Source organism: Brevibacillus sp. 1238 (assembly GCF_029892995.1).
Lineage (GTDB): Bacteria > Bacillota > Bacilli > Brevibacillales > Brevibacillaceae > Brevibacillus > Brevibacillus parabrevis.
In genome coordinates this window covers 626,635-639,327 of record NZ_JARXWC010000002.1, presented here as the reverse complement: position 1 = coordinate 639,327, position 12,693 = coordinate 626,635, and the positions used below count along the sequence as shown (strand labels likewise).

General features: G+C 53.2%; 13 protein-coding genes and 1 pseudogene. 3 read left to right on the top strand and 11 right to left on the bottom strand.

Annotation, left to right across the window (positions count from 1 at the left end; translation table 11 throughout):
- Positions 1 to 76: 76 nt before the first annotated feature.
- On the bottom strand, positions 77 to 355 hold the full coding sequence (locus tag M2298_RS06955; protein ID WP_122963360.1) for a heterocycloanthracin/sonorensin family bacteriocin: 279 nt from the start codon (positions 353 to 355) through the stop codon (positions 77 to 79).
- A gap of 227 nt (positions 356 to 582) precedes the next feature.
- Here M2298_RS06955 and M2298_RS06950 point away from each other — a divergent pair, with 227 nt between their 5' ends.
- Entirely contained in the window at positions 583 to 1,218 is a 636-nt protein-coding gene (locus M2298_RS06950) for a TVP38/TMEM64 family protein (RefSeq protein WP_167470248.1), read from the top strand.
- A 161-nt stretch (positions 1,219 to 1,379) separates the two neighbouring features.
- On the opposite strand, the gene M2298_RS06945 is transcribed toward M2298_RS06950, so the two are convergent.
- Positions 1,380 to 1,604, bottom strand: coding sequence for a helix-hairpin-helix domain-containing protein (locus tag M2298_RS06945; protein ID WP_173595924.1), 225 nt, complete (start codon positions 1,602 to 1,604; stop codon positions 1,380 to 1,382).
- A gap of 21 nt (positions 1,605 to 1,625) precedes the next feature.
- On the bottom strand, positions 1,626 to 2,573 hold the full coding sequence (locus tag M2298_RS06940; protein ID WP_173595923.1) for a helix-turn-helix transcriptional regulator: 948 nt from the start codon (positions 2,571 to 2,573) through the stop codon (positions 1,626 to 1,628).
- 204 nt (positions 2,574 to 2,777) lie between these two features.
- On the opposite strand from M2298_RS06940, the pseudogene M2298_RS06935 reads away from it, so the two are divergent.
- Positions 2,778 to 3,500 (top strand): annotated as a pseudogene (locus M2298_RS06935) (alpha/beta fold hydrolase).
- Positions 3,501 to 3,562: 62 nt separating this feature from the next.
- Complete coding sequence (locus M2298_RS06930) at positions 3,563 to 4,567, top strand: phosphotransferase (RefSeq protein WP_173595922.1); 1,005 nt, start codon at positions 3,563 to 3,565, stop codon at positions 4,565 to 4,567.
- A 196-nt stretch (positions 4,568 to 4,763) separates the two neighbouring features.
- Here the strand turns inward: M2298_RS06930 and M2298_RS06925 are convergent, their stop codons facing one another.
- The 8 genes from M2298_RS06925 to M2298_RS06890 all read right to left on the bottom strand — a co-directional run bounded on the left by M2298_RS06925 (position 4,764) and on the right by M2298_RS06890 (position 12,674).
- Complete coding sequence (locus M2298_RS06925) at positions 4,764 to 4,955, bottom strand: hypothetical protein (protein WP_122963366.1); 192 nt, start codon at positions 4,953 to 4,955, stop codon at positions 4,764 to 4,766.
- Positions 4,956 to 5,099: 144 nt separating this feature from the next.
- On the bottom strand, positions 5,100 to 5,711 hold the full coding sequence (locus tag M2298_RS06920; RefSeq protein WP_173595921.1) for a DUF4304 domain-containing protein: 612 nt from the start codon (positions 5,709 to 5,711) through the stop codon (positions 5,100 to 5,102).
- Positions 5,712 to 6,365: 654 nt separating this feature from the next.
- Positions 6,366 to 6,710: a hypothetical protein gene (locus M2298_RS06915; protein ID WP_173595920.1), complete on the bottom strand. Its 345-nt coding sequence runs from the start codon at positions 6,708 to 6,710 to the stop codon at positions 6,366 to 6,368.
- Between the two features lie 33 nt (positions 6,711 to 6,743).
- Entirely contained in the window at positions 6,744 to 7,319 is a 576-nt protein-coding gene (locus M2298_RS06910; protein ID WP_173595919.1) for a hypothetical protein, read from the bottom strand.
- A gap of 116 nt (positions 7,320 to 7,435) precedes the next feature.
- Positions 7,436 to 8,914, bottom strand: a complete 1,479-nt coding sequence (locus tag M2298_RS06905; protein WP_280648362.1) for an Lsa family ABC-F type ribosomal protection protein — start codon at positions 8,912 to 8,914, stop codon at positions 7,436 to 7,438.
- A gap of 337 nt (positions 8,915 to 9,251) precedes the next feature.
- Entirely contained in the window at positions 9,252 to 10,625 is a 1,374-nt protein-coding gene (gene accC / locus M2298_RS06900; protein WP_173595917.1) for an acetyl-CoA carboxylase biotin carboxylase subunit, read from the bottom strand.
- Positions 10,626 to 10,639: 14 nt separating this feature from the next.
- On the bottom strand, positions 10,640 to 11,107 hold the full coding sequence (locus M2298_RS06895) for an acetyl-CoA carboxylase biotin carboxyl carrier protein (RefSeq protein WP_122963372.1): 468 nt from the start codon (positions 11,105 to 11,107) through the stop codon (positions 10,640 to 10,642).
- 16 nt (positions 11,108 to 11,123) lie between these two features.
- Positions 11,124 to 12,674 (bottom strand): acyl-CoA carboxylase subunit beta, encoded by a 1,551-nt coding sequence (locus M2298_RS06890; protein ID WP_173598748.1) that lies wholly within the window; start codon positions 12,672 to 12,674, stop codon positions 11,124 to 11,126.
- Positions 12,675 to 12,693: the final 19 nt, after the last annotated feature.

Sequence of the window (12,693 nt, the reverse complement as noted above, 5' to 3'; positions counted from 1 at the left end):
AAAAAGCCCCAGCCTGGCGCAAGCCAAACCAGAGCTTTGGTTGTGTTGTTGCCGCTGCCAGGATGAGATTCCCCGGCTAAACGCAACGCGCACACGACGTACACGGAAAAAAGCACGGGAAGAAACACGTACCGAAGCAACTGCATGAACAGCTGCACGAACAACTGCAAGAGCAGTTGCACCTTGCACAACCGCCACATCGACCGCAACCGCCGCAGCCTCCACATCGCCCATGACCGCATCGGCCGCGCACCAGCATCGTTTCTTTCTCACTGTTTTTATCCCAGGGGGTCACTCGATCCGCCTTAAATTCAGAAGCTTTCAGTTTCTTCAGCTCTTTTTTGAACTCATTCATTACCAATCACCTCCGCCACTGCATGTAGCTACTCTACATTTATGTGGGGACACTAGGTATTCGTTCCATCCACGACCGCCCATTTTTCGGGTGTGCTGTCGATCCAGGCACAGGCCATGCGTATGCTTCCACACGGACAAGGTGTAAAAATCGGGTCGCTGGCTATAATGTTGTTGATTACCATGCGCTTTCTTTCAAGTGCACGGGAGCGAGGAAAGGGGATCATCATGAAAAAGTGGCTGCTCTTGTTCCTGTATGCGCTCATTTTTGCCATCGGCTTTGTATACAGAGACGTTTTGCTGAACTGGCTCTCCAGCGATTCGCCCGACCTGTTGCCGTTCATGTTTTTGGCTGCCGTTTTTCTCGGCTTGTTTCCCGTTATTCCGTTTGGGATTTTCGCAGGCATGATGGGAGCCAAATTCGGGCCATTTTGGGGAACGCTGATCAACTGGACAGGCTCTGTCGGCTCGGCGTTCCTGTTTTTTCTGTTCATACGCTACGGCTACCAGAAAGCCGGGCGCGATTATTTGACGAAATCTCCCCGGTTGGCTCTGTTTACGCGTGCATTTGAGCAAAACGCCTTCATCGCCGTGCTGTTCGCCCGACTCATCCCGATCATTCCCTCTCCGGTGATCAATATATATGCGGGAATCAGTGCCATCCCGATTTTGTCCTTTGCGCTGGCTACCGCCATCGGAAAAATCCCGACCATGCTGGTGTTCGCCTTTTTGGGCGACCAGCTGTTTCATAATGCCCAGCGCTCGTTCTGGACGCTGTTGTGTTACGCTGGCTTTCTCGGTCTCGCCTATCTTCTCTACCGCGTCTGGCAAGGGCGCAGCAAGAAAGTGAAGGCTCCTTCCTAGTCGTACAGGGCGGCCCACACGAAACAGACTGATTTCCAAAGACGAAACCAGAATCTCGGGCAGTAAGTGATTGGGGCACCGCCACCCTCATCAGACCAGAATGGCAGGCAAGCGGCTTTTGCGCTAGTACATATTCTTTTCTTCCCGGCGTAACGCCGACATCATGGACGAGTCTCGCTAAACGACATTCCTTTGTCAGCGAGCGCACGTCTGAGCTGTTCCAGCGCTTTTGGCCCCATCCCGTGCAGCTTGCGCACATCTGCCTCGCTCACTGCCGTCAACTGTTTCAACTGATGGTAGCCTGCGTTCGCAAGCGCTCTTTTCGCAGGCTTCGCCAGCTCTTTTGGCAAATCGCTTTCCCGGTCTTCCGCATTTGTGCCCGTCATCTCTGCGCCCCCTTCCCCTCGTTATGGATATTTGCCAGAAAGCTCCGCCAAATAGCTTCTCATGCTTGCCAAAAGCTCCGGTGAATGAGTAACCGTCGCTTCCCGCCCCAGGCCGATGAAAAAGGCGGCGAAAAAATCGCGGTCGCTCTCTGCAATCTGGCCCGAAAGCGATCCTGTTCCATCCGGGCGAATCGTCAGCATCGAGGCAGACCAACGCTCCGCTTCGCACTTTTGCACTCCCACCCTTGTCAGTTCCGCACGGATCGCGATGCTGTTCTTTTCTTCTCCCGCAAGTCTGGACTCCCGATTGTCCAAATGAATATCTCGCAAATCAAGCGGTTCTGCCTCTGCACACTCGACAGCCGCTTGAATCCGGTCGCAGCGAAAGACGCGATAGCTGCTGGTGTAAAAGCAATAGGCTGGACAGTACCACAGGCCATTTTGCGTGTAAATCCCGATTGGCTGAATGCGACGATTTGTCTGTTTCTCCCGGGATTCGTATGCGATCGCGAGCACCTTTTGGTTCACGGCTGCATCCAAAAGAATCGACAAGTGCGGAGAATCTGCCTGCCTTTTCGGTGTGACAAAATCAACGCGGTGCCTCATCTCGTCGATCCGCTCGCGGACATCTGGCGGCATGTAAGCGTAAAACTTGCTCGTGGCAGACGCCGCTTCCGCTGCAAAAGGCAAAGCGGAGTAATGGCGAAGCGATTGGATCGCAAAAAAGATGGCGACGGCTTCTTCCTCGGAAAAGGCGATAGGCGGCAAAATTCGCTCTTTCAGGACGCGGTAGCCGCCGTGCGGCCCTACTTCGGAATAAAGCGGCACGCCCCACTCAGATAATTCCTGCAAATCTCGCAAAATCGTTCGCTGCGACACGCCAAATTCTTGCGCCAGCTCGCCGACGGTAAATTTGCGTTTCCGGTTGACCGTCATTAACAGTTCCAGCAGTCTTTGTGTTTTCGCCATATCGGTTTCGTCCTTTTTATCTATGACAGCTTTTGTCATGATTATCTGTTATCGTCAAGATAAAGTCCAGTCAGGTGCTCTTTTGGGCACCCCATTAAGGAGGAATATCCCTTGACCACACAACACCAAGCAGCAACCCGCAAATACTTTTCATCGCAAAACTTGCGTCTCTCTTATCTCGACTTTGGCGGCGACAGCCCCAACGTGCTGCTTTGCTTGCACGGTCACATGAATGATGGGCGTGTGTTTGCGGAATTTGCCAGCAAACTGAGCGGCTGGCGCGTCATTAGCCTGGATCAGCGCGGCCATGGCTGGAGTGAGCATTCGCCGGAATAAGATTACTCCCGCAACGCCTACGTGCAGGACATTCTCGCTTTCGTCCAAAACGAACTTGGCGGGCAGCAAATCGTCTTGCTCGGCCATTCTCTTGGCGGCCTCAATGCTTATCAATTCGCTGCGCGTTACCCGGCGTATGTAAAAGCGCTGATCGTGGAAGATATCGGAACCGAAATTCATGTTGACCTGTCCTTTGTCGAGCGCCTGCCGCAACGCTCCGCTTCCCTCGAAGAACTGAAACAATCGCTGCGGCAAGTTGGCGTGCGCGCCGTGGATTATTTTGCGGAAAGCGTGTTGGAGGACGAGAACGGCTGCGCTTTTCGCTCTGATCTGTCTGGCATGCGCATCTCGCAGGAGCATTGCAACGGCGAATGGTGGGCAGATTGGCTGGCCTCTGCATGCCCGGCTCTGCTCATTCACGGCAAACACAGCTTTGTGATGGACGAAGCACATGCCAAGCTGATGGCCGAACGCAGAACGAACACGCGGCTTGCCGTGTTTGCCGAGTGCGGGCACGATATTCATTCGTCTGATCCAGACGGGTTTCAGCGGGAAGTACAAGTATTTCTGGACGAGATCGCCCGCTCATAAAAAGGATTTGCGCCTCCTCAAACGAAATCGTATGGAGTTCATCCAAGGACGGGAGGCGCTCCATGAACAACCATTCCCACTCGCCCGCTGCCGCAGAAGCGATTTTGGCTGACCTGACAGCAGCGGTCCAGCGCTATTTCGGCTTGCACATCCGGGAAGCCACACCGATCAACCGGGGCTGGCTCAATTTGAAATGGCACATTCGGACAGAGGAAGGCACATATTTGTTGAAGCAATACAACCAAAAAAGGTTTGCTTTATACGATCCGGCTGATTTGGCTGTCGCTTTTTCCGAGCAAGCGAGACTGCATGCCGCGGGCCTGCCCTGCCCGCTGCTGTTCGCTCATGACGGACGATTTTTGCTGGAATCCGCTCACGGAGAGCGCTTTCTGGTCATGGAATTTTGCGAGGGGCAGTTGGTGTCGCCGGGGAAAGCTTCACAGGCGCAGATGTACGATCTGGGCCGAGTGACCGGGCGGATGCACCGTTTGCTGAACGATGGATCGATTGCGATTGCAGGCCGGAAACAGCCGCAGTTCGTTCCCCCGGAGCGGGCACAGCGACTGGCCCATTGGCACTCTGTTTGGCAAAATGTGCAGCATGCGGGGAACACCGAGCTGCAAGGATTCGTAGAACAGCAAATCATTGCGACGGAAAAGCTTGAGCTGTCGCCTTTCGAAGCTTTGCACAGCGGATGGGCTCACCGCGATTTATGGGTGGACAACTTGCTGTTCGCTGCGGATCGCGTCACCGCCGTGCTCGACTTTGACCGGATGAAATACGACTACCCACAACTCGATGTGGCGAGAGCGATCCTGTCTTGCGCGCTGGACGAGCAGCTTGACCCTGCGCTTGCGCGGGCATTCCTATCCGGCTACAAGGAAGTGCACCCAGTGGAACATGGCTATTTGACGACTGGAATCCAGCTGTTGTGGTACTTGGAAAGCGTTTGGTGGATTACGGCAGACATGGATCGGCACAGTGCCCCGCCCGCCCGTTTTGCCAAAGAAATGATCTGGCTCGCTAAGCATCTCGACAGCTTGCCTGATTTGCTGGGCGATTTGTAGTTTACAGAATAAAATTACGGTTAACTAAATGCTGAAAGGAGCTAATTCTAGCAAGATTTTCCGGCGCTTTCAGTTCTTGTGATAAACAAAGAACCTCCATTTGGCGTGGAGGTTTCTTCGTCTTTTTGATGATGGTGTTTTGCCGGGCTTATCTTAACAAGGGCTGGTTTCCTACGGCGTTTTGCTGGCAGTGCCCTCAAGAGGAAGTAACAAACATTGTTGCAAATACCACTGTAATTAATGTTATCCCAAGGGAAATAAGACCCGTCGTTACTTGTTTTTTCTTCTCAGCAACACTTCCTTTCTTATACTGGCTTACTGCTCTGACAATACATATGGCCGTGAAAGATAAAGAAAAGATTAGAATGATGTTGGCCAACTGTTGCATATCTCTATCCTCCTTGTACACCCATAAGGGACAGATGCAAATGGCAAAGCTACCGGATAGTTCTCCCGGCAGCCCATGCTTTTGCTATCCTCTTCCCCTCATTCAGCTATCGTTCCCCGACAGGATCGTGCCTAGAGGTTCCCCCTACAGCTTCGTAAACTCCACTCCATACTGCTTAAATATCGCCTCATATTGCTTTTCAAATATCGTCCATCGCTGTTCTGCCCCATGCTTTTCCTGCAACGCCTGCAAATACTGTTTGGCCGCTGCTACATCATTCGTTTGCAACAGCAAATGAAAGCTCTCTTCGCCCAAATGCAAAAACGGGCCTGACGTGTAGTAATCCACGATGGACCGGGCACTGGTCATCGTACGATAGAATTGAACAACTTGTTGCAATCCACTTAACAGCGTTTTGCGTACGTCATCCATTTTCGTATCAGGAGTGATGGCAAAGCGATCTGGAGCCACCTCGGCAATTTCCCTGATTCTTGCCCTGAAATGACAATCTGCTTCTTTCGGCTCAGTCAAAACGTCCTTCGCTTGGATCTGCGCCAGCTCCGCCGAATAAATGCCGCAGTTCACATAAAACATGAGATGATCAGCTGAATTGCCAGCGGATTTTTGGAAGTTGAGCATGTAAATGAGATTGTCTGTTATTTTGTGGAAATTCAAACTTTTCTTGACAAAGCCATGCTGCGCAAGGAACGGCTTCACGTCCTGCTTGATCATCTCGTTAAAAAGCTGTTGCAACATACTCCCCCCTGGAAGATACAATTTGTCCATATTATAGCATTTATTTGGCAGCTATCTCACGAAAGGTGCAGCGTATGCACCTTTTGGCATTGCTTTGATTGGGGAAAAGTGGAAAAATCGGAATCTGAATCAGGAGAAAAACCGTTCAGGAACGGTGCCCCGCCTGTCCGTTCGGCAAAAAATGATCTGGCTGTGCTGATGCCGCAACATCTCGACAGCTTGGCCGACAAATGAGCAGATCGCTGTCTACAGAATGTTATTATGGTAAACAAAAATGATTTGCAGCTGCCCGCAATCCGTAAAGCGACGCCTGCACTCTTCAACGTATACAATCACTGCTCCATAAAAAACAGCGGTCAACCCGGAGTATACTGCTGTCATTACTCCTTGTTGACCGCTGTTCGTTTTAATCACCTTATGGCTCGCCAATATTGCGTGTGCAAGAAGCTGTCTTCGTGTACAAGAAGCTGTCTCCGTGCACAAGAAGCTGTCTCCGTGCACAAGAAACTGTCTCCGTGCACAAGAAACTGTCTCCGTGCACAAGAAGCTATCTCCGTGCACAAGAAACTGTCTCCGTACACAAGAAACTGTCTCCGTGCACAAGAAGCTATCTCCGTGCACAAGAAGCTGTCTCCACTTCCAAGACGCTACTACCTACTTGCCTTTTGAAAAAAGCACACTCCCCCGCCACTCAAAACTGAGCGGCGTCCCTTTCTTCTCCGGCTCCCACCCTCGCTGCACGGCTTCGGCGATGATCGCCTCCACATCGGAAGGCTTGATCGCTCGCCGCTCCTGTGCAAGCGGCGAATCGCCTGCCTGCTCCGTCGCCGCAGACATTACGGGCACGTCCGCCTTCATGTACACCCGGATCAACTGCCCGGCCTCCCCGGCGCTCTGAATCGTCACGACAAGCATTCCTTGCCCCGCTGAGCTGACGACCCAGCGGTACGCTTTTTGCTGAACCGTTATGCTCCGCGTTCCTTTTTTCGGTAAAGCCATCTACTCCTCCTGACTTTTCTCGCCCGTTACAGACTACGGGCTGTTTTCATGATGCATCTGCTCCTGCGACCGCTCGCCTGCAACCGGCAGCGCAAATGTCAGCGACTGAAACCAGGCGAAAACGATAATGAGCAGGAGCGCGCTGACAACCGGATGCCTTAGTTTGCCAAAGACGCTTGCCTCATTCGCTTGCTCCACTCCATGCCATCGCTCCATCAGCAACAGACACGCCGTATACAGCATCGCCAAGAAAAACAACAGCGGCTCTGCCTGCTCCAGCGTCATCATCTCGCCGAGCATCGCGCCCATCATGCCAGCCATCACCCCGGATAGCGTCCCTTCCACAATCGTCAGCACGGACAAGCGCAAGCCGAAGACGAATCCGGCAAAAGCGCCGCAAGTCATTCCCCACAGCGTGGAGCGGGACAGATTCCCCTGGAACAGCAGACCGAAAAGCAGACCTGTCAATAAGCCCACCAGCATGGCGACAGCCATCGCGCTCACCATTCCGTGCATCGGCTGGATGTGCGCCCTCCTTCGCCAGACCAAGCCGGTAAACCAGACGTACCCGATCAGTACGAACGCAAATATTTGCCAAACGGCGCTCATGATACCACCTCTACGTATATGTCCCTCCCTACACCGTATGTCCACGAGTGGCAAAACAGGACAAGAACGCGCGGCGAATCAAAGAGATAGCCGACAAACCGGGCACGCCTGACACGTCACAGCTCAACCACTTTCGTCGCGATGTTTTGGCAAAACTCCCGGTCATGCTCGACAAACAAAATCGTCGGCGCATGCTCCAAAAGCAGCTCCTCCAACTGCATGCGCGACAGCACATCGATAAAGTTCAACGGCTCATCCCAAACGTACAAATGCGCCCGCTCGGAAAGACTTTTCGCGATCAGCACCTTTTTCTTTTGCCCGCCGCTGAACGAAGCCATGTCTTTTTCGAATTGCGTCCGGGAAAAATCCAGCTTGCGCAAAATGGCTTTGAACAAGCTTTCGTCTATGTCGTTGCTTTTCGCATAGGCCGTCAAGCTGCCCTGCAAGTGCGACGTATCCTGAGAGACGTAGGAGATTTTCAGCTGGCTTCCTTGGCGAAACGTTCCCGTGCAGCTCACGTCCTCGCCGCAAATCAGCTTGAGAATGCTCGATTTCCCCGAACCATTTTTCCCGGACAGAGCAATTCGCTCGCCTTGTGAAATAGAAAAACGAACGCTGCCCGTCACCTGCTTATCTCCGTAGAAAATCGCCACATCTTCCAGTTCGATCAGGCGATCTTTATGATACGTCAGCGGAGAGATTTTCAGTGCTTCGCTCTGCTCCACATTTTTCAGCAGCTTCGCCTTGTCTTCGATAGCCGAATGCTGCCTTTGCTCGATCGATTTGGAGCGCTTCATCATTTTCGCTGCCTTGTGACCAATATAGCCTTTGTCGACCTTGGAGCCGGAATTGGTCGTACCGTTTTTCGTTTTTTCCACCTCATGCGACCAGCCGCTGGTGCGCTTCGCGGACTCGGACAGGCGTTTGATGTCTTTTTTCAGCCGCTCGTTTTCAGCCCGCTCAAAGTGATCCTGGCGCTGCTTGTTTTCCCACCAGGTCGAGAAGTGGCCTTTTTGAATCTCGATGTTGGTTTTGTTGATCGACAAAATATGGTCGACGCAATTGTCGAGGAAGGCGCGGTCATGAGACACGAGAATAAAGCCGTGCTTGGTCTGCAAATAGTCGCTGACCAGCTTCCTGCCTTCCATGTCCAGATGGTTCGTCGGCTCGTCAATGAGCAGGAAGCTGTTTTCCTTCAAAAACAGGGCGGCGAGAAGCACCTTGGTCTGTTCGCCGTTGGACAGCGTAGCAAACGGCCGATACAAAACTTCCTCGTCGATTTGCAAATAAGAGAACTCGCGCAAAAGCTCCCACTCCATATAGTCAGGGATTACTTCGCTAATGACATCCGCTGTGTTTTGCTGCTTGTTTTCAATCAGGTACGGAAAATATTCAAACGTCACCTGGGAAGAGATCGTTCCGCTGTACTCGTGGCGACCGAGCAACAGCTGGAGAAACGTCGTCTTTCCCCTTCCGTTTCGTCCGGTAAAGCCGAGCTTCCAGTCCGTATCAATCTGGAAGCTGACATTTTCAAAAATGTGATCAAAACTGCCGTCGTAGGCAAAAGTCAAATTCGTCACTTTGATGGTCGACATACAATCGTCCTCCTTGGAAAAAATCAAAAAGAGCTGCAAGAAAGTTACTCTCTCGCAGCTCAAATACATATAACAAACCAAACCCCAGAAGGAGTCAGATTGCATATACCGTTTGAGTGAACAGATGTCGTAACTTTCTTGCGTATAAGGAAATAAACATGCGAAATCCATCGCAATTGTTTTCCTTTACTAGCAAGAAAGCTTCCTACATCGGCTTCAACTCCAGTCATCAAAGTAACCTCATCTTACCATATCTGCTAACACCATTCAACCGCAAGCAGGGTTGACCACCACTAGAGTACGTTTCCCATTGCCAGCAAGCAACCATCCTCACGCTTTACTTGCCGGAAACAGGCTCGCTTTCTTTCAGATCGAGCGGATTTTTCTCCAAAAAGTTGGTAGCGAATTGGCCGGAGACAAAATCCGGATGCTCCAGCAATTTTTCGTGAAACGGTACTGTCGTGTGCACGCCTTCGATCACAAATTCGCGCAAGGCGCGCTTCATGCGGGCCAACGCTTCCTCGCGGCTGCCACCCCACACAATCAGCTTGGCGACCATCGAATCGTAAAAAGGCGAGATGTCATAGCCCGGATAAACAGCGCTGTCCACGCGCACGCCGTAGCCGCCTGGAGGCAAGTAATTGGTCACTTTTCCCGGCGATGGCATGAAGTTTTTCGCAGGATTTTCCGCGTTGATCCGGCATTCGATGGCCCAGCCGTTGATCTTCACCTCATCCTGGGTAAAAGACAGCGGATTGCCCGCGGCGACGGAGATTTGCTCTTTGATCAGGTCGATCCCGGTAATCATTTCCGTGACCGGATGCTCTACCTGAATGCGCGTGTTCATTTCCATGAAGTAAAACTGCCCGTGACGATCGAGCAAAAATTCCACCGTACCTGCTCCGTGGTAAGAAACAGCTTTTGCCGCTGCCACGGCAGCTTGCCCCATCCGCTCGCGCAATTCCTGATCCAACGCTGGCGATGGCGCTTCCTCCACCAGCTTTTGATGGCGGCGCTGAATCGAGCAATCCCGTTCGCCGAGGTGGACGACGTTACCGTGCTTGTCGCCCATGACCTGAATCTCTACGTGGCGCGGCTCCTCGACGTACTTTTCCAAATACACGCCCGCGTTGCCAAAAGCGGTTTCCGCTTCTTTTTGCGCCTGGCGAATCGCTTTTTCCAGTTCCTCGGCGTCATAAGCGACGCGCATGCCGCGACCGCCTCCCCCCGCCGTAGCTTTGACGATCACAGGGTAGCCGATTTCCCCGGCCACTTGCACTGCTTCCTCGATGTCGTCGATCAATCCGTCTGTTCCCGGAACGAGCGGAACATTGGCAGCACTCATCGTTGCTTTCGCGACGGCTTTGTCGCCCATTTTCGTAATCGCTTCGGGATCTGGCCCGATGAACGTGATGGAGCAATCTTGGCAAAGCTGGGCAAACGAAGCGTTTTCCGCCAAAAAGCCGTAGCCGGGATGAATCGCATCCACCCCTGTGAGCAAAGCGACCGTCATGATGCGGGGCATGTTCAAATAGCTCTCCCTGGACTCTTTCGGCCCGATGCAGTAAGCTTCATCCGCCAGCTCGACATGCAGCGCTTCGCGGTCAGCTTCCGAGTAGATCGCTACCGTAGCGATTCCCAACTCCTGGCACGCTCGAATAATGCGCACGGCGATTTCGCCGCGATTGGCAACCAATACTTTCCTGAACATAGGAACGCTCCTTCTTACTGTGGCTTGACAACAAGCAACGGTTTTCCGTAATCGACCAATTGACCATCCTGCACCAACATTTCGGCCACAACCCCATTCGCCGTGGAAACGATGTCCGAGGACAGTTGCAAAGCGTCGACCGTGCAGCGGCCGATCACATCATCTGCCTTGATCGTCTGCCCGACCTTCACCTGGGCGTAAAACAGTCCGACTGACGTGGACAGGACGAGCTGAGGTGTTTTTTCCGGCGCGGGAGTTTCCTGCTCCTTCTCGACGGCAAGTGTCGCTGTTTCAGTTGTGGCGGCTGCCTGCTGGTAGCCTTGATCCACCTCGTCTGTCTGAACCGGAAGCGGCGTCGCGCTCACTGCCGCAGGCTCGCTTTTTTTGATGACGATTCGCTCTTTGCCCTTTTCCCATTCCAGCTCCTCGATGGACGACTGGTTGACCAGCTTGATCAATTCACGCAGTTCATGCAGCTTCATGCAAGATGCTCCCCTCTTACAATGGGATGTTCCCATGCTTTTTGTACGGACGGTCTTCCTGCTTGTTTCTGAGCATCTCCAACGCCTGGGCGACCTTCATCCGGGTTTCCCGCGGGTCGATGACGTCGTCGACCATGCCGAGGCTTGCCGCCACGTACGGATTGGCGAATTTCTCGCGGTAGAGCGCGATTTTTTCCGCGCGGGTTGCCGCCGGATTTGCGCTGCTCTCGATTTCTTTTGCGAAAATGACGTTCGCAGCACCTTCTGGGCCCATGACGGCAATTTCCGCATTTGGCCAGGCGTAGACGATATCTGCGCCAATCGACTTGGAATTGAGCGCCACGTATGCGCCGCCGTACGCTTTGCGCAAAATGACGGTAATTTTCGGCACGGTCGCTTCCGAGTACGCATACAAAATCTTCGCCCCGTGGCGGATGATTCCTCCGTGCTCCTGGTTGATCCCCGGGAAAAAGCCGGAGACATCCTCAAAGGTCAACAGCGGGATGTTGAAGCAATCGCAGAAGCGGATGAACCTGGCCAGCTTGTCGGAAGAATGAATGTCGAGTCCGCCCGCCATTACTTTCGGCTGGTTGGCGATGATCCCGACACTGTGTCCGTCGATCCGCGCCAGTCCGATGACGATGTTGCGGGCAAAATTCGGCTGCACTTCCATGAAGTCGCCGTGATCCACGATTTTCTCGATCACTTTGCGAACGTCATACACTTTCGTGCTCTCGGCCGGAACCAGCTCCAGCAGCTCTTCCTGCCATTCTTCGCCGCCCGCAGCTTCGAGGACAGGAGCGCGGTCGCGGTTGTTTTGCGGCAGGAAGCTGAGCAGCCTGCGCACTGATTCCAGCACCTCTTGCTCGGATTCGGCCGTAAAGTGGGCATTGCCACTGACCGTGGAGTGGACGCGCGCGCCGCCCAAGTCTTCCGCGGAAATTTTCTCGCCGGTTACTGTCTCGATCACTTTCGGTCCGGTGATGAACATTTGGCTCGTCTTTTCGACCATAAACACGAAGTCGGTAATGGCCGGAGAGTAGACCGCTCCGCCCGCGCAAGGCCCCAAAATGACCGAGATTTGCGGAATCACCCCGGAGTAGATCGCATTGCGGTAAAAAATCGTGCCGTATCCGTCCAGCGAGCTGACGCCTTCCTGAATGCGTGCGCCGCCGGAGTCGTTCAATCCGATGAACGGAGCGCCGTTTTTCGCGGCCAAATCCATGACTTTGGCGATCTTCATGGCGTGCATCTCGCCGAGCGCACCGCCAAATACAGTGAAGTCCTGCGCGAACAAATAAACAGGGCGACCGTTGATTTTGCCGTATCCGGTTACGACGCCTTCGCCCGGCGCTTCCATCTGATCCAGTCCGAAATGCGTCGCTCTGTGCTCGACGAACGGATTCAGCTCCATGAACGTATCCGGGTCGAGCAACAGCTCGATCCGCTCGCGGGCAGTCAGCTTGCCTCGGTTATGCTGGGCATCAATCCGGGCGTCACCGCCGCCCAGCTCGATTTTGAATTTTCGCTCCATCAAGTCATCGATTTTTTTGTGCATGTCGCTCATCGTCCGACCTTCTTCCTCT